This is a genomic window from Arthrobacter sp. WCS2018Hpa-7 (genome assembly GCF_031843805.1).
Classification (GTDB): domain Bacteria; phylum Actinomycetota; class Actinomycetes; order Actinomycetales; family Micrococcaceae; genus Arthrobacter.
This window is the reverse complement of record NZ_JAVTJB010000008.1, coordinates 75,566-92,039: the sequence shown is the minus strand read 5'-3', so window position 1 is coordinate 92,039 and position 16,474 is coordinate 75,566. Positions and strand designations below refer to the sequence as shown.

General features: G+C 62.5%; 14 protein-coding genes. 6 read left to right on the top strand and 8 right to left on the bottom strand.

Annotated features, from left to right (window positions below):
* Positions 1-4: 4 nt before the first annotated feature.
* From sufD to RQH14_RS11075, 3 genes are read right to left on the bottom strand one after another with little or no spacing between them, the layout of a single operon-like run.
* Entirely contained in the window at positions 5-1,318 is a 1,314-nt protein-coding gene (sufD, locus tag RQH14_RS11085; protein WP_311213304.1) for a Fe-S cluster assembly protein SufD, read from the bottom strand.
* A gap of 2 nt (positions 1,319-1,320) precedes the next feature.
* Positions 1,321-2,784 (bottom strand): Fe-S cluster assembly protein SufB, encoded by a 1,464-nt coding sequence (gene sufB / locus RQH14_RS11080; protein ID WP_089595074.1) that lies wholly within the window; start codon positions 2,782-2,784, stop codon positions 1,321-1,323.
* Positions 2,784-3,605 (bottom strand): helix-turn-helix domain-containing protein, encoded by an 822-nt coding sequence (locus RQH14_RS11075; protein ID WP_311213303.1) that lies wholly within the window; start codon positions 3,603-3,605, stop codon positions 2,784-2,786. Before RQH14_RS11075 ends, sufB begins: the two co-directional genes overlap by 1 nt.
* A 109-nt stretch (positions 3,606-3,714) precedes the next feature.
* Here RQH14_RS11075 and RQH14_RS11070 point away from each other — a divergent pair, with 109 nt between their 5' ends.
* Genes RQH14_RS11070 through RQH14_RS11060 form a run of 3 tightly spaced genes read left to right on the top strand, consistent with a single transcriptional unit; the run spans position 3,715 to position 6,433 of the window.
* The gene (locus tag RQH14_RS11070; RefSeq protein ID WP_311213302.1) at positions 3,715-4,680 is read left to right on the top strand and encodes an ABC transporter ATP-binding protein; all 966 of its coding nucleotides are present in this window, start codon (positions 3,715-3,717) and stop codon (positions 4,678-4,680) included.
* Positions 4,677-5,441, top strand: coding sequence for an ABC transporter permease (locus RQH14_RS11065; RefSeq protein WP_311213301.1), 765 nt, complete (start codon positions 4,677-4,679; stop codon positions 5,439-5,441). The genes RQH14_RS11070 and RQH14_RS11065 overlap by 4 nt, the downstream gene beginning before the upstream one ends.
* 47 nt (positions 5,442-5,488) lie before the next feature.
* Entirely contained in the window at positions 5,489-6,433 is a 945-nt protein-coding gene (locus RQH14_RS11060; protein WP_311213300.1) for a COX15/CtaA family protein, read from the top strand.
* Between the two features lie 19 nt (positions 6,434-6,452).
* Here the strand turns inward: RQH14_RS11060 and RQH14_RS11055 are convergent, their stop codons facing one another.
* From RQH14_RS11055 to RQH14_RS11040, 4 genes are all read right to left on the bottom strand, one after another.
* Positions 6,453-8,411, bottom strand: a complete 1,959-nt coding sequence (locus RQH14_RS11055; protein ID WP_311213299.1) for an ATP-binding cassette domain-containing protein — start codon at positions 8,409-8,411, stop codon at positions 6,453-6,455.
* A complete protein-coding gene (locus RQH14_RS11050; protein ID WP_311213298.1) occupies positions 8,408-9,601 on the bottom strand; it encodes a hypothetical protein in 1,194 nt (397 codons plus the stop codon). Before RQH14_RS11050 ends, RQH14_RS11055 begins: the two co-directional genes overlap by 4 nt.
* The gene (locus tag RQH14_RS11045) at positions 9,588-10,292 is read right to left on the bottom strand and encodes a hypothetical protein (protein WP_311213297.1); all 705 of its coding nucleotides are present in this window, start codon (positions 10,290-10,292) and stop codon (positions 9,588-9,590) included. The genes RQH14_RS11050 and RQH14_RS11045 overlap by 14 nt, the downstream gene beginning before the upstream one ends.
* A gap of 203 nt (positions 10,293-10,495) precedes the next feature.
* Positions 10,496-10,876, bottom strand: coding sequence for a peptidase inhibitor family I36 protein (locus RQH14_RS11040; RefSeq protein ID WP_311213296.1), 381 nt, complete (start codon positions 10,874-10,876; stop codon positions 10,496-10,498).
* 211 nt (positions 10,877-11,087) lie between these two features.
* On the opposite strand from RQH14_RS11040, the gene RQH14_RS11035 reads away from it, so the two are divergent.
* Positions 11,088-11,636 carry a TOPRIM nucleotidyl transferase/hydrolase domain-containing protein gene (locus RQH14_RS11035; RefSeq protein ID WP_311213295.1) on the top strand — a complete coding sequence of 183 codons (549 nt, stop codon included), beginning with the start codon at positions 11,088-11,090 and terminating at the stop codon, positions 11,634-11,636.
* Positions 11,637-11,804: 168 nt separating this feature from the next.
* Here the strand turns inward: RQH14_RS11035 and RQH14_RS11030 are convergent, their stop codons facing one another.
* Entirely contained in the window at positions 11,805-12,767 is a 963-nt protein-coding gene (locus tag RQH14_RS11030; protein WP_311213294.1) for a heme o synthase, read from the bottom strand.
* Between the two features lie 392 nt (positions 12,768-13,159).
* On the opposite strand from RQH14_RS11030, the gene tkt reads away from it, so the two are divergent.
* The gene (gene tkt, locus RQH14_RS11025) at positions 13,160-15,322 is read left to right on the top strand and encodes a transketolase (RefSeq protein WP_311213293.1); all 2,163 of its coding nucleotides are present in this window, start codon (positions 13,160-13,162) and stop codon (positions 15,320-15,322) included.
* Between the two features lie 33 nt (positions 15,323-15,355).
* Complete coding sequence (gene tal, locus RQH14_RS11020; protein ID WP_311213292.1) at positions 15,356-16,474, top strand: transaldolase; 1,119 nt, start codon at positions 15,356-15,358, stop codon at positions 16,472-16,474.

The following is a 16,474-nucleotide window of genomic DNA, read 5'->3' as shown; positions in this document are numbered from 1 at the left end:
TGTCTTAGTTGTCGGTCGCGGCGAGTTCGCGCTCAACAGCTGCGGTCAGGCGATCTTCGATTGCCGGCACCTTGATCTGCTGGATGATCTCGTTGAGGAAGCCCCGGACCACCAGGCGGCGGGCAACCTTCTCAGGGATGCCGCGGGCCATGAGGTAGAACAGGTGTTCGTCGTCGAAACGGCCGGTGGCACTGGCGTGGCCCGCACCCTCGATCAAGCCGGTTTCGATTTCGAGGTTCGGTACGGAGTCGGCGCGGGCGCCGTCAGTGAGGACCAGGTTGCGGTTGGCCTCGTAAGTGTCCGTGCCTTCTGCTTCCTTGCGGATCAGGACGTCGCCAACCCATACGCTGTGGGCGTTGCGGCCCTGGAGGGCGCCCTTGTAAAGAACGCGCGACTTGCAGTTGGCCACCGCGTGGTCAACGAACAGGCGCTGCTCAAGGTGCTGTCCGGCGTCGGCGAAGTACAGGCCGAACATTTCGACGTCGGCACCGGGAGCCGTGAAGCGCGTGGACGGCGTGACGCGAACGAGGTCGCCGCCAAGGCTGACCACAATGTGCTTGAACTTGGCATCGCGGCCGATCTTTGCCTGCTGCGATGATGCGTGCACAGCGTTGTCTGCCCATTCCTGCAAGGAAACAACGGTCAGTTCAGCACCGTCTTCAACGATGATCTCCACGTTCTCGGAGACAACCGCGGTGCCCTGGTGGTCCAGGACCACAACGGCTTTGGAGAAGCGCTCCGCCACAATCACGATGTGCTGGGCAGACGGTGCTTCGCCGGCACCGGTGATCAGGACCGAAACTTCACTCTCGGCCTGCAGCTCGGCGGGCACGGTGATGACCGTTGCCTCGGCGAAGTTCTCCCAGGCGTTGGCGGACACAAGGTCCTCTGGGATGGCTGCCTGGCCGATGCGCTGGTCATCGCGGCCAACGGTTTCAACAACGACGCCGGCAGGCGCGGTAACGCTGACAGCCGGGGCTTCGCCGTTGAGGACGTCGGTGTGAAGGCCACGAAGCCGCTTCAGCGGTGTGAAGCGCCAGTCTTCCTCGAGTCCGTTCAGCGGCTTGAAGTCTGCCAGCTTGTAGGAGGTGAGGCGGCCGGCACGCGAGCTGTCCGGGATGCCTACGCCGCCACCATGCGAGTGGCTCTTGGCCGAAGCGCCCGCCAGCGGACCAGCGGAAGGCTGCTCCGACGTCGTGCTGGTGTTCGTACCGGTGTTCACGGGCGAAAGGTTCTCGCCTTCCTCGGTGAAGCCGTTGATAAACGGCTGGGCCGAGGGCGCGCCGATGCGCGCCTTTTCAGTAGTGATATCAGTCATTGTTAACCGACGGACCCTTCCATCTGCAGTTCAATCAAGCGGTTCAGCTCGAGGGCGTATTCCATGGGCAGTTCACGGGCAATCGGCTCAATAAAGCCGCGCACGATCATGGCCATGGCCTCGTCTTCAGGCATGCCGCGGGACATCAGATAGAAGAGCTGCTCTTCGCTGACGCGGGAAACGGTGGCCTCGTGGCCCATGACAACGTCATCCTCACGGATGTCGATGTACGGGTACGTGTCCGAGCGGGAAATGGTGTCCACCAGGAGGGCGTCACAACGGACCGTGTTGGCCGAGTGCTTGGCGCCCTCGCGGACCTGGACCAAGCCGCGGTATGCAGCACGGCCACCGCCGCGGGCCACGGACTTGGAAATGATGGAGCTCTTGGTGTTCGGCGCGATATGTACCATCTTGGAGCCGGTGTCCTGGTGCTGGCCTTCGCCGGCGAAAGCGATGGAGAGAGTTTCGCCCTTGGCGTGCTCGCCCACAAGGTACACGGCCGGGTACTTCATGGTCACCTTGGAACCGATGTTGCCATCGATCCACTCCATGGTGGCGCCCTCTTCGCAGATGGCACGCTTGGTGACGAGGTTGTACACGTTGGTTGACCAGTTCTGGATGGTCGTGTAGCGGACGCGGGCGCCCTTCTTCACGATGATCTCCACGACGGCCGAGTGCAGGGAATCCGAGGTGTAGATCGGAGCCGTGCAGCCTTCGATGTAGTGAACGTAGGAGTCCTCATCGGCGATGATCAGCGTGCGCTCGAACTGGCCCATGTTTTCCGTGTTGATGCGGAAGTAGGCCTGCAGCGGAATGTCCACGTGGACGCCCTTGGGGACGTACACGAAGGAACCGCCGGACCAGACAGCCGTGTTCAGCGATGCGAACTTGTTATCGCCCACGGGAATGATGGTGCCGAAGTATTCCTGGAAGATCTCCGGGTGCTCACGCAAAGCGGTATCAGTGTCCAGGAAGATGACGCCCTGGGCTTCCAGGTCTTCACGGATCTGGTGGTAGACCACCTCGGACTCGTACTGGGCAGCGACGCCCGAGACGAGGCGGCTGCGCTCAGCTTCAGGAATACCGAGTTTCTCGTAGGTGTTCCGGATGTCTTCCGGAAGGTCTTCCCACGTGGCGGCCTGTTTCTCGGTGGAACGCACAAAATACTTGATGTTGTCGAAGTCGATGCCGGAGAGGTCTGCACCCCAGGTAGGCATGGGCTTGCGGTCGAAGTACTTCAGGCCCTTGAGCCGCAGATCGAGCATCCATTGGGGCTCGTTCTTCTTCGAGGAGATGTCGCGGACGACCTCCTCGTTGAGGCCACGACGGGCGTTTGCGCCCACGTCGTTCTTGTCGGCCCAGCCGTACTCGTAGTTTCCGATACCGTGCAGTTCGGGATTCTTCTCCAGAATCTCCGAGATCACAGTGCCGTCAGCTACCGCTTTCTCTGCTATTTGGTCCGTCATCACGGCCTTTCTTGCTGGTTGTTTGATTCCTGGTACGGGTTCCCGGACTGCTCTGCGACATCTGGGGATGCCGTGGCAGCCGGGCGCCCGGTAGGTATGTGGGTGGTGCAGACGTGGCCGCCCTGCGCGAGTGTGGAGAGGCGCCGGACATCGACGCCCACCAAACGCGAGAAGACCTTGGTCTCGGTGTCGCAAAACACCGGAAACTCCGCGGCGAGCCGCTGGATGGGGCAATGGCCCTGGCATAACTGAACGCTGGACAGCGCTGCAGGCAACGGGGCCTTGGCCTCAATGGAATGCGCTGAAGCAACGAAGCGGTCGCGGCTGAGTGCCTTGGAGAGCGCCATGGCCCGGGCGGTGATGTCGTCCCCGGCGGCTTCGACCTCAGGGGCGTAACGACGTTCCATGTCGGAGAAGCGTTCCTCCGCGTATTCACGGACTGCATCCTCGCCGGCGAGTTCCTGGAGGCGCCGGAGCGCAGAGCTGGCAATGTTCAGGTAGTCATCGCCCAGAGTGGACTGCCCCTGGGAGCTCAGGACGTAACGGCGTGCGGGGCGTCCCGCGCCGGAACCGGCCTTAGCCACACGCTTGACCTCTATGACGCCGCTGCGCGCCAAATGATCAAGGTGACGGCGGACTGCAGCGGGTGTGAAGCCGAGGAGATCGCCAAGTTCCGCGGCGCTCACCGGTCCGTTCTCAAGAACGGCGCTCAGGACCCGGTCCCTTGTGCGGTCATCCGCGTCCGGCAGCGCAGGCGGGGCAACGAATGCCTCTGCCGCTGCAGCATGCCGTGTTGAGGGCATGGAAGTTGGACTGCTCATGGAATACACAACACAATCATGTCGTAATTTGTTTCATGCATCCAGTAAGGCAAGACTGACCTCAGTCGCCCGCCAAGTGTGACCGTACTACTTCACGTAGAATACTCTGGTGCGCTCACCCGAATCCCCTGTCCTCACCATAGACGGACTCATTAAGGATGTAGGCCCTTTGGCCTCCCTTGACGGCAAAATGCTCCGGGTGGTCAGCGGACTGTCCCTTGTGGCGGAGCGCGGCCAAGTGACCGCCCTGCTCGGTGCCAACGGAGCCGGCAAGACCACCACCCTTGAATGTGCGCAAGGACTGCAGAAGCGGACCGGCGGAAGTATCTCGCTCCTTGGCGCAGACCCTGATTCGGCCGGCGCCGACTTGAGGTCGCGCGTAGGGGTGATGCTCCAGGATGGCGGGCTGCCGCCGTCGGCCCGTCCCATCCCATTGTTGCGGCACGTTGCCGGCATGTACCAAAACCCCATGGATGTTGACGCGCTGGTGGAACGGCTGGGAATCGGCCAATTCAGCAGGACAAGCGTACGCAGGCTGTCGGGCGGCCAAAAGCAGCGCTTGGCTCTGGCCGCCGCATTGGTCGGCAATCCGGAGATCCTGTTCCTCGATGAGCCCAGTGCGGGGCTGGATCCGCAATCGCGCCAGACGGTTTTCGACCTGATCGCCGAACTCCGTGACGCTGGCATGGGAATTGTCCTGACCACGCATCTGATGGACGACGCCGAGCGCCTGGCCGACTACGTGTACATCATCGACGGCGGCCACAACGTGGTGGAGGGAACCGTTGCGGAACTGCTTCGCCATGACCACGCCACGGATTCTGCCATCACGGACCGGACGCTCCACTTCGATGCGCCGGGCGGACTCGACTTTGCCGGCGCCCTGGGGCCGGGCCTTCAACTGACCGAGACCCGCTCCGGAAGCTACTCCATCACGGGTGCGATCACACCGAAAGACCTTGCGGCCCTGACCGCGTGGTGGGCGGAACGGAACATCATGCCTGCATCACTCCGCCTGGAAGCCCGTAGCCTTGAAGACGTGTTCCTGGACATTTCCGGAAGGGACCTCCGATGAGCAAGCTCCTCTCTCCCAACGCGGGACCCGCATCGCTGCCACGCCGCATCATGCAGCAGGGACGCTATGAGACCATCACCATGCTGCGGAACGGCGAACAGCTGATCCTTGCCATCGTCCTGCCCTTGATGGCTTTGGTGGGACTCGTAGTGACTCCCCTCCTTGATGGCCTGGGGGGATCACGTGTGGACGTCGCCACCCCGGGCATCCTCGCTCTTTGCGCGATGTCCACGGCCTTCACCGGGCAAGGAATTGCTACCGGCTTTGACCGCCGCTACGGAGTCCTCCGTTTCCTGTCCACCACACCGTTGGGCAAGGGCGGGCTCATCGCCGGCAAGATCCTTGCCGTGCTGGTGGTCCTCTTCCTGCAGGTAGTGGTGGTGGGCGCCGTTGCCGCCTTGCTGGGATGGCAGCCCAGGCCCGAAGCCTGGCTCCCCGGGCTTGGTCTGCTGGTTCTTGGCGCTGCCGCCTTCACTGCCCTTGGACTGCTGGTGGCGGGCACGGTCCGACCGGAGGCAACTCTGGCCATCACCAATTTGCTGTGGATACTGCTGGGTGCGCTGGGCGGAATCGTGGTGCCGTCCGAACGGCTTCCCGGCCTGCTCCAGGGCATCGTCCACTTCCTCCCGTCGGGTGCCCTTGGCCAGGCGCTCCGCGACGCTTTCCTTGTGGGCGCCGTTCCGTTCCCCGCCGTCCTTGTCCTCCTGCTGTGGACGGTAATTGCCGGCGCCGCAGCCATCCGCTGGTTCAAGTGGAACTAATCCAACCGGGCACCAACAACAATGCAGAACTGAGAAGTGAGAAAACTGTGAGCACGGCATCGCGCCTTCCAAAGACCATTCAGCGGTTCACGTCCAAGTTGCCTACCGAGGTTAATAAGGCCGTCCGCCGCTTGGCTTTGTTGTCACTCATTGGGCAGACCGTCCTGGTGGTGACCGGAGGTGCCGTCCGCCTTACCGCCTCCGGTTTGGGCTGCCCCACCTGGCCGCGATGCACCAACGACTCGCTGGTCAATACTCCGGAAATGGGCATTCACGGGTTCATCGAATTCGGGAACCGCCTGCTGACCTTCGCCCTGGCAGCCGTTGCCGCGCTCATGCTGGTGTACTTGTGGAACCTCCGTAAAGAGCGCCGCGACCTGTTCATCCTCGCCCTGGGCCTGCTGGCCAGCATCCCGGCCCAAGCGGTCATCGGCGGCATCACGGTTTTGTCCGGCCTCAACCCATGGGTGGTGGGCCTGCACTTCCTGGTCTCCATGGCTTTGGTGGTCTTCGCCACGCTGCTGGTCAACCGGGCCTATGGCCGTGCTGGTGGCTATATGAACCGGATCCTGCCCGCGCTCCCGGCCACGGCCCGCCCTGTGATGCTGGCCGTTGCTGTTTTCTCGGCAGTGTCGGTGATGCTGGGTGTCGTGGTCACTGGTTCCGGCCCTCATGCTGGAGACGCCGACGCACCCCGGAACGACCTCGACTGGGACCTGTTTTCCCACATCCACGCCGTCCCCGCTTATTTGATCACGGCCGGAACGCTGTTCGCGGTGTACTTGGTGGTCCGCTACAAGATCAACGGTCCGTTCCGAACGGCGGCATACCTGCTGCTGGGCGTGACACTGCTGCAGGCTGTCATCGGTTTCACCCAGTACTACAACGGCATTCCTGCCCTGCTGGTCGGCGCCCACATGTTCGGGGCAGCCGTCCTCATGAGTGCTGCCACCAATGCCGCCGACCTTGCCAAGCACAGCCCGGTCCGATAACTGAACTCCTATGCCTGTCCTAAGCCCGGATCAGGTGCGCCGGGTTGGACCGCATGGCCAGTATGGCCGGATATACGGCGGACAGGGTACCGCTGACAAGTCCCGCCCCCATGCCCCACATCGACGCGTACCAAGGAATCATTGCCGCCCAGCCTTCACTGGATGCGTAGGCCAAGACGGAGCCCATTCCGGCCGCAGCGCCTGCAGCCCCGCCCAACGCTCCTACCGCGGCACCTTCGGTGAGGAACATCGAGGCCAGCACTCCCCGCCGCATGCCCAGGGCCAGTCGCAGTGCAATCTCGCTTGATCGCGCCAGCACGCCCAGGTACATGGTAGTTCCGGCGCTGAGGCAGGCCATGGCGAGCAGCACGACGGAGACAATGGCTACCAGCCTGCCGAGGTCCGAATTAATCCCCTGTTTGAGCTCACGCAGGTCCGCCACTGTCTGCACCTTGACGTTGCCCGGTTCGCTCGGACTGAGTGCTTTTGGCAGCGCCTCTGCAATAGCTGCCGGCATCCCTGGAGTTGTCCGAAAAACCAGGCTGGCTGCCACGTTATTGGTCAAGGGATAGGATCCGACGCCCACCAGAACAGCTGAGGGCAGAACAGGGTCCCGCCCAGGGTTGTCAACAATTCCCACCACCGGGACGGGCTGGCCATACAGCCACACCACCACACCGGCACCTGGCTTCGCGATTCCAAACCGCTGGGCGGCATCCTGGCCCAGGACGGCAACAGGCCCTCCAAATGACTGATCCAGCAGGGCGGCATCGCCGTAGGAAACTGTTGCGCCTTGGAGTCGAAGATACCCAGAGTCGACGATCCGGACAGCCCCGGTGAACCCTGGCGGATCGGGAAAGGACCCGGGCCGGAAAGTTGATGGCTGCACCACCGACGAGGAGAGCTCGGCGATAACACCGGCGTCGTGAACGCCGTAGAGTCTCCTTGATGCCTGGAGATCGGTGCTGACGGCTTCCCAGGATGCATAACCTCCCTCGCGAGTCACCCGGACTTCGTCGCTGGCGGCGGCATCGATGCGGGCCGATACCTTGACGGAGGCGCTCTCGCTCAGTCCGATGGCCGTCACCAGCCCTCCGCTGCCCAAAAGGAATGCCATGATCAGCAAAAGGGCCTTGGCCGGACGAACCGTGAGGGCAGACAGGGCGTCAGCAACAACATCCACGGCCTCGTGACGTCGGCGCCGGACGAACGTGTGTTCGTTGCCTGCGGAACCGGCAGCCGTAGCGGGTGGCGTGCCGAAACGGCCCTTGCTGTCGCCCGTGTCCTGGACGATGGCTCCATCGCGCATGGTGATGATGCGGCCCGCGGCCGCCGCAATGTCGGGATCGTGGGTCACCATGACTACGGTGGTTCTGGACTCACTGAGTTCGCGCAAATGATGGATGACCAGCTCGCCGTTTGCTGTGTCAAGACTGCCCGTGGGTTCGTCGGCAAGGACTACCCTGGGCGCACCCATCACGGCCCTGGCGATGGCAAGTCGTTGCCGCTCACCCCCGGACAACAACGCAGCAGGGGTTGCTGACCTGCGCTCAAGGCCGAATCTCGCCAAAGAAGGTAAGACAAGTTGTTTCTGGACCGCAAACGCTATACCGCGTGCACGTAGGCCCAGTACGGCATTGCGGGCTGCAGCATCACGCCCCACCATGTGGGATTCCTGAAAGACGAAGCCAAAAATGCCTGCTCTGCGGTCTGCTCTTCGTCTCTCGTTGAGGCCTTCGACGTCCACACCATCAATGAGGTAGGTACCGTGAGTCGGTGTGTCCAGGAGGCCGAGGACATTCAGAAGGGTCGACTTTCCCGAACCCGAGGGCCCGACGATGGCGACGAACTCCCCCTCATGGATGTCCAGGTACACGTCATCCAGTGCTGTCACCCCGGTAAACCGCCGAATAACGCCACGCAGACTGAGAATCGGGCGGGGCTGCGCGGGATCCGATGATGCATGGGAAGTGCTCATTGCAAGGTGACCTCATCGCCAACAAGTAGTCCGTCGACGTCCGCGATGGCCGCCCATCCGTCCGCTTGGGCCGTGATCTTTACCTCCAGACGGCGCGGCTGGCCGTTCGCCTGATCGTTATTCTGGTCGTTCGCCTGGACCAGGAGGTAAGGCCTACCGCCCTCCTGACGAATGGCTATCAGTGGAACGGCGAGGGACTCCGTAGCTGCGCTGCCTGCAGTTACGGTGACTGATTGCCCGGCCGCAAATCCCTGTGCGCCCGGCGGCAATGCCACAGTGATGTCTTTTCCTGGAATAGTGTTCTCGCTGTGTTCACCCTCCAGGAAGCTGCTGACCTTCGCCACAGTAGTGTCAAGCGCAGCCGATCCGGCCCTGACCGTGACAGGCATGCCGACAGCGAATTGCTCGGCTTGGACCACGTCTGCGCGGGCAACGATGGCGTCGTCGGCAACTCTGATCCGTGCCACGACCCCATCCTCTGCCAGGATGGCACCAGAATCGGCGATGGAGGCGACCGTCCCGGTGTCACCGGGGACCTGAACGAACTCCCGCCAGCGGAACATGATGTCCGACGACGATGGCTTGGGTGCTGCACTACCGGCGTCCCCCTGAGAGATGGGATCGGAGGCAGTGGGGGCTATAAACCCTGCGGCTTTGTACCAGAATCCCAATGCCTGCTGGGTTGGCAGGTCAAAGCTTCCCGTCACGGGACACGCATAACCCCACGACGTCAAGACCGTCTGAAGGGCTTCCACATCGGGTCCCGCCTCTCCTTGGGTGATATCCCGATACAACGGCACACCCGCAGGGAGTATCAGCAGTGGTCTGCCGGACACGACGGCCAGCAAGTCACCGGGGGCCACGTGGCTTCCAGCCTCTTTGGCCACTGCTGTCACAACCAGCCTGTCAACTCCCTCGGCAGGGCTTGCCTGAAGAATGGACTCTGCTCCCGCAACGACTTTCCCGGAAAGGACCACCTGTTTCACCACGGCCCGGCGTTCTACCGTCGCTGACACCGGAACGACGGCTGCCAGGGGCGGTGTCGACTCCGTCCCTGCCGTGGTGGAAGTGCCTGCCCAGTAGGCGGCGCCCAAACCTGCAAGCACGACCAGCACCACCACAGGAATCAGCCACCAGCGCGGAATGCGCCTCATGGCGCGGGCAATCTGCAGTGATTCAGAGTCTTGCATCTGCCACTCCGTGGTCCCGCAGTATTCGCCTGGCACGCTCCACTGCAGCCGTCTTCTCTTCCGCCAAGGCGTTGAGTTCCGCTTGATGGTTCTTCATCTGTGCTGCCTGATACTGAGCGAGAATGTCATAAGGTATCCGGGCGCCGCCGCTGGCCTCCTTGCAGTCAACGTCAATCAAAGCCGTCCGGATTTCATCTTCCTTGGAGCTGCCATCCTGGAACGACCATGAGTCCGCAGCAGCAAGCTTTAGCCCCTTGGCCTCCACACAGTCTTCCCACGTGCTGCGATATGCCAGATATTCGGGGTCCCGTTCAGTGAGGGCTACTGAAATCTGCACAACCTGATTCTGAATGGACGTATCGCCCGCCAGCCCCTCAAGGAGTTCGGGCAGACCAGCCCGACCCACCGAACTGGTGCACTTTACTTCCATCTCCTGTTGCCGTGCGCTAAGGGCAGGGCGCTCCGGTTGCTGATCAATGACTCCTGGAATAACACGGATCTCCGGCATGGCACCGTTCCGCGCAGCCAGGGACCGGGACCACTGACCATACCTGTAGTCCTGCAGGGCCTTACCTCCGCCGCCCCAGGGTGCCACTGTGAAACCGGCCTCCTCGACGCAGTCGTAAATAAGGAAGGCAACCGCCGTATTGACGATGACGTTCTCGCGGTCCGAGTACCAGTAGGAACTCATGGGAAGAACCACCTCACCGCTTGTTTCATTGAGGGATGCCCTCGCCCCGGCTCCGGCCGAACGATCGACATCGGGCAGGCTGGCGGCCGGAGGTACGGTGGGGTCTGGCGCTGATGGGCTGGCACAGGCCGTGGTGAGACACGTGACAACGGCCAGCGACGTGATGATCTGCGCGACACATGGAAATGTTGGAGGTCGCAAGGCTAACCCCAGATACTTGAGATCTCGTCGTCCCAGTTCACGCCGGAGTACATTGACACGCCCCGAAGATCGTTCACAGCGTTGCCACCACGAAAAATGACGGCGTGGCCCGAGTAGTTCAGGTCCCGGTAGAGATAGACGTAGGGCGATTGGACGTTTGCAGCCGGGCCAATGACGATTGAACTCGCTTTGTCGTTTGCTGGGCCGCCCACATATGAAGTGACCCAGCCAAAAGACCGTTGCGTACCCGTGAACCAGTAATCGTCATAGAGGCATACTCGCGCTGTGGAGCATGCCGGCGCGGCTTGGGCAGCGCTTACCCCGGTCAGGACCGAAGCTGAAGCAACCGTTAGGATCCCGGCTGTACGCAGAAGTGCTTTCACTGTTTCCCCAATGCTCTTGTGGTGCGGAACGACTCTGTTCCACTACGAACGCTAGGGTGCGCACGGCGCCACCTAGACGCCAGAATTCAAACTAGGTGGCGTTTGGGCAGGAAATAGGTGCCCAGAAGGCAGAAACTAGGTGCCGCAATGGGACCTCTAGGTATGGAAGCGTGCCAGAGCCCTCCGCCGTCGCGTCCGACATACTTGTCCTATGCAGGCGACAACTGTGCTGGTCGAGGGTGAAAGCGACAGGTTGGCCATGGAGGCCCTGGCCTTGCGATGTGACCACGACTTGGCCTCGGAACGTGTGCAAATCGTCCCGATGGGTGGCGCCACGAGTATCGTGCACTACCTCGAGCGATACGGCCCGAAGGGAGCCAACCACCGATTACTTGGGCTTTGTGACGCAGGTGAGTCCCGAGGCATTGCCAGGGCACTCCTGCGTGCCGGCATGGGGTCCGGAACACTGGAAGAGCGAGGGTTCCAGGTTTGTGACGCCGATCTGGAGGATGAACTCATCCGATGCCTGGGAATCGAGGCAGTGCTCGAGGTCATCGAGGCCCAGGGCGAGCTGGCCTCGTTCAAGCTCCTCCAACGCCAGCCCTCACTCCGTGAACGGTCCGTGGAAGCCCAACTGCAGCGGTTCTTCGGGGGCCGGAGCGGCAACAAGATTCGCTACGCTCCCCTGCTGGTCTTTGCGCTGCCCGCTGGCCAGGCACCACCCCCGCTGGCTCACTTGGTTGCGTCCATTGGGATGTGAGCGAGCCTTGGGAACAAGGGCTAGGGATGTGAGCGAGCGTTGGGGACAAGGGCTAGGGATGTGAGCGAGCCTTGGGAACAAGGGCTAGGGATGTGAGCGGAACAGCGCGACGCCGGCACTCAGGTGAGTGTCGGCGTCGAACGTTTGTTACTTGAGGAACTGCGGGACTTAGCCGCCGACGATCGCTGAGCCAATGAACGGGTCAACTGCCAGTGCGATGAAGAGCAGCGTCAGGTAGCTGATGGAGCCGTGGAAGACCTTCATGGCGCCCTTGTTGGAGACGTCGCCACCCTGTGCGCGTTTGTACAGGGCGTGGCTCTCGTAGAGGAACCAGGCGCCGGCGGCAACGGCGACGATCGTGTAAACCCAGCCGGCACCGCCGACGGGCACCATCAAGAGTGAGCAGGCAACCATGGCCCAGGCGTAGAGGACAACCTGTACCGAAACCACCTTGGCTCCGGCGATGGCACCCAGCATGGGCACCTTGGCGTTGCGGTAGTCCTCGCCGTAGCGCATGGACAGGGGCCAGTAGTGCGGGGGCGTCCACAGGAAGATCACCATGAAGAGCACGATTGCAGGCCACTCCACCGTATTGGTGACCGCGGCCCAGGCGATCAGCACCGGGAAGCACCCTGCTGCTCCGCCCCACACAATGTTCTGGGCAGTGCGTCGCTTCAGGATCATGGTGTAAATGACCACGTAAAAGACGATGGCGCCGAGCCCGAGCCAGGCGGAGAGAGGATTGGCGCCGAACCACAGGATCGCAATTGAGGCTGCGCCAAGGATCCAGGCGAAGATCAGGGCCTCGCGCGGCGTCACTTCACCCGTAACCAAGGGACGCTTCTCGGTGCGGTGCATCAGTTTGTCGATGTCGCGGTCGATGTAGCAATTGAAGACGCCGGCGCTGCCGGCTGCAAACGCTCCGCCGACGAGGGTGGCCAGGATCAGGCCGATGGAGGGGAAGCCGCGCTGGGCGAAGATCATGGTGGGCAGGGTGCTGACCAGGAGGAGTTCGATGACCCGGGGTTTGGTGAGTGCCAGATACGCCTTGAACTTGCGGGAAATTCCGATGCTTCCCCGGGCCGGGGACGCGTTGAGGGGCGTATCAGTTGTGCTCACGGCGGCAGTCACTCTGTTCTATGCTCTGGGGTTCTCGCAACGGCTGCCGTCCCGGTCTTCGAAAGCTGACACGGGCGCATGAACCGCTGGTGGCCTCCAAATATCATACCGTGGCTGGAAGTAGCCCAATGTCCGCAAAATTCGTCAATGTTTCCGAATCTTCACTCCGCTTCGGGGCCGTCGTGATTCATATAAGGGAATTTCTGTCCAGTTAGTGGGATTCCCTGAGTTCCATGACACGTTTAGGGCTAAGCTGTTGAGCAGATCAGCACACGTTGACGATCCGGGAAACCGTATTCTCGGATATCCGTGCGTCTGGATGAGAGATCAACGTTTCAATGGTGAACGGCTGGTAGACACATTGCAGCGGGCGCCATCCTGTGCTTCCTGCGTGCCGTGTCCATATGCCTGCCGTCAGCACAGAGAGGGGCTCGGTTTTCGTGCCACATTTGGAAGAGCAAGAACTGTCATGGACCGATCTGGACAAGAAGGCAGTTGACACCGTTCGCGTGTTGGCCGCCGACGCCGTGGAGAAGGTCGGCAACGGCCACCCTGGTACGGCGATGAGCTTGGCTCCGGCAGCATACTTGCTGTTCCAGAAGCTGATGCGCCATGACCCGAAGAACCCGGACTGGCTTGGCCGCGACCGGTTTGTCCTGTCCCCCGGCCACACGTCGTTGACCCTTTACATCCAGCTGTTCCTGTCCGGCTACGGCCTGGAACTGAAGGACCTTGAGGCGCTCCGCACGTGGGGTTCGCTGACCCCGGGACACCCCGAGTACAAGCACACCGCCGGTGTGGAAATCACCACCGGCCCGTTGGGCCAGGGCTTGGCTTCCGCTGTTGGTTTCGCTTACTCGCAGCGTCGCCAGCGCGGATTGTTCGACGCCGATGCTCCCGCCGGCGAGTCGCCGTTCGACCACACCATCTGGGTCATCGCTTCCGACGGCGATCTCCAGGAAGGCGTCACCTCCGAGGCCTCCTCACTGGCCGGTCATCAGGAACTGGGCAACCTCGTAGTGATCTACGACGAGAACCACATTTCCATTGAAGACGACACCGACATCGCCTTCACCGAAGACGTCCTCAAGCGCTACGAGGCCTACGGCTGGCACACCCAGCGCGTGGACTGGACCAAGACCGGCGACTACGTCGAAGACGTCCAGGAACTCTACGCAGCACTGCTCGCTGCGAAGGCTGAGACGAACAAGCCGTCCATCATCTCGCTGCGCACCATCATCGGGTACCCGGCGCCGAAGAAGCAGAACACCGGCAAGATCCACGGATCCGCCCTCGGTGCCGAGGAAGTCGCGGCTCTGAAGACCGTGCTCGGCTTCGACCCGGCCAAGTCCTTCGACGTTGACGAAGAAGTCCTGGCACACGCCCGCAAGGTCCTGGACCGCGGCGCCGAGTCACGCGCTGCCTGGCAGTCCAGCTTCGAGGCATGGCAGTCCGCCAACCCGGACGCCGCTGCGCTGTTGGAGCGTGTTGAAGCCAAGAAGCTCCCCGTGGGCATCGATGCTGCGCTCCCCGTGTTCGAAGCAGGCAAGGACGTTTCCACCCGCGCGGCTTCGGGCAAGGTCCTGAACGCCATCGGCCCGGTCCTGCCGGAGCTGTGGGGCGGCTCGGCCGACCTCGCGGAGTCCAACAACACCACCATTGAAGGCTCGCCGTCGTTCATCCCGACCTCGCGCTCCACGGATGCCTGGAAGGGCAACCCGTACGGACGGGTGCTGCACTTCGGTATCCGTGAGCACGCTGCCGCGTCGATCGTGAACGGCATCTCCCTGCATGGCCGCACGCGCGCCTTCTCGGGGACGTTCTTGATCTTCAGCGACTACCAGCGCCCGGCCATCCGCCTCGGCGCGCTGATGGGGGTTCCGTCGCTGTACGTCTGGACGCACGACTCCATCGGCCTGGGCGAAGACGGCCCCACCCACCAGCCGGTGGAACAGCTTGCCTCGCTGCGTGCAATTCCGGGCCTGGACGTTGTCCGTCCCGGTGACGCGAACGAGGTCTCCGCGGCATGGAAGGTCATGCTGGAGAACCACGAGAACCCGGCCGGAATCGTCCTGACCCGCCAGAACATCCCCACTTACGCCCGCGGCGAAGGCGAAGCAACCGGTGACACGTTCGGTTCCACCGCAGGTGTCGCCAAGGGCGGCTACGTGCTGGCCGAAGCTTCCAAGGACGGCGAAACCGTTGACGCGCAGGTCATCCTGATCGGGACCGGCTCGGAAGTCCAGCTCGCCGTGCAGGCCCGCGAAGCCCTCCAAGCTGAAGGAATCGCCGCCCGCGTTGTGTCCATGCCGTGCGTTGAGTGGTTCAACAAGCAGGACGAGGCCTACCGCGAGTCGGTGCTCCCGGCATCCGTGAAGGCCCGTGTCTCCGTTGAAGCAGGCCTGGCACTGGGCTGGCGAGAATTCGTCGGCGACGCCGGCCGCTCCATCTCCCTGGAACACTTCGGCGCCTCGGCAGACTACAAGCGGCTCTTCAACGAATTCGGCATCACCGCCGAAGCCGTCGCGGCGGCAGCCAAAGACTCCCTCGCAGACTCCAACGCATAACAGTCTGCTTCCCTCTCACAAGGAGAAAAACACATGACCAGCACTCCCACGCAGCAGCTCTCCGACGCCGGCGTTTCCATCTGGCTCGATGACCTCTCCCGCACCCGCCTGGACTCAGGCACCCTGCAGAAGCTCATCGACGAAAAGAACGTAGTTGGTGTGACCACCAACCCGTCCATCTTCCACGCCGCCATCACCTCCGGCACGGACTACGACGCCACCATCGCAGCGCAGGCCGCGGCCGGCGCCAGCGTCGAAGAGACCATCTTTGAAATCACCACCACTGACGTTGCAGACGCCTGCGATCTCTTTGCACCGGTCGCCGCCGCCACCAACGGCGTGGACGGCCGCGTTTCCATCGAGGTGGACCCCCGCCTTGCCTGGGACACCGCCGGTACCATCGCCGAGGCCAAGCACCTCTACGCCAAGGTCAACAAGGACAACGTCCACATCAAGATCCCCGCAACCTTGGAAGGCCTCGAAGCCATCACGGCTACCTTGGCCGAGGGCATCAGCGTCAACGTGACCCTGATCTTCTCCCTGGAGCGCTACCGCGCGGTCATCAACGCCTTCCAGTCCGGCCTCGAGCAGGCAAAGGACAACGGCCACGATCTCTCCAAGATCCACTCCGTGGCCTCGTTCTTCGTGTCCCGCGTTGACTCGGAGATCGACAAGCGCCTCGACGCCATCGGTACCGACGAAGCCAAGGCCCTCAAGGGCAAGGCAGGCGTCGCCAACGCCCGCTTGGCCTACCAGGTCTACGAAGAGCTCTTCTCCACCGAGCGCTGGGCAGTGCTGGCAGAAGCCGGCGCCCTCCCCCAGCGTCCTCTGTGGGCCTCCACAGGAGTCAAGGATCCGGCCTACCCGGACACCCTCTACGTGACCGAACTCGTGGCCGCCGGCGTTGTCAACACCATGCCGGAAAAGACGCTGGACGCTTCGTTCGACCACGGCGTCGTTACCGGTGACACCATCACTGGCACCTACGACGAGGCAAACGAGACCCTCAATGCACTCGAAGCCCTCGGCGTTTCCTACAACGACGTCGTGACGTTGCTGGAGACCGAAGGCCTCGAGAAGTTCGTAGGCTCTTGGAAGGAACTCCTCGCCGACGTCGAAGGCGCCCTCGCCACCGCACGGAAGGCTTCCTAA

What these genes read in the sequence shown, in the direction of transcription:
- RQH14_RS11065 (WP_311213301.1), top strand. Translation starts at nt 4,677, where the DNA reads ATGAGCAAGCTCCTCTCTCCCAACGCGGGACCCGCATCGCTGCCACGC.
- RQH14_RS11035 (WP_311213295.1), top strand. Translation starts at nt 11,088, where the DNA reads ATGCAGGCGACAACTGTGCTGGTCGAGGGTGAAAGCGACAGGTTGGCC.
- sufB (WP_089595074.1), bottom strand. Translation starts at nt 2,784, where the DNA reads ATGACGGACCAAATAGCAGAGAAAGCGGTAGCTGACGGCACTGTGATC.
- tal (WP_311213292.1), top strand. Translation starts at nt 15,356, where the DNA reads ATGACCAGCACTCCCACGCAGCAGCTCTCCGACGCCGGCGTTTCCATC.
- RQH14_RS11050 (WP_311213298.1), bottom strand. Translation starts at nt 9,601, where the DNA reads ATGCAAGACTCTGAATCACTGCAGATTGCCCGCGCCATGAGGCGCATT.
- RQH14_RS11045 (WP_311213297.1), bottom strand. Translation starts at nt 10,292, where the DNA reads ATGAGTTCCTACTGGTACTCGGACCGCGAGAACGTCATCGTCAATACG.
- tkt (WP_311213293.1), top strand. Translation starts at nt 13,160, where the DNA reads ATGCCTGCCGTCAGCACAGAGAGGGGCTCGGTTTTCGTGCCACATTTG.
- RQH14_RS11055 (WP_311213299.1), bottom strand. Translation starts at nt 8,411, where the DNA reads ATGAGCACTTCCCATGCATCATCGGATCCCGCGCAGCCCCGCCCGATT.
- sufD (WP_311213304.1), bottom strand. Translation starts at nt 1,318, where the DNA reads ATGACTGATATCACTACTGAAAAGGCGCGCATCGGCGCGCCCTCGGCC.
- RQH14_RS11075 (WP_311213303.1), bottom strand. Translation starts at nt 3,605, where the DNA reads ATGAGCAGTCCAACTTCCATGCCCTCAACACGGCATGCTGCAGCGGCA.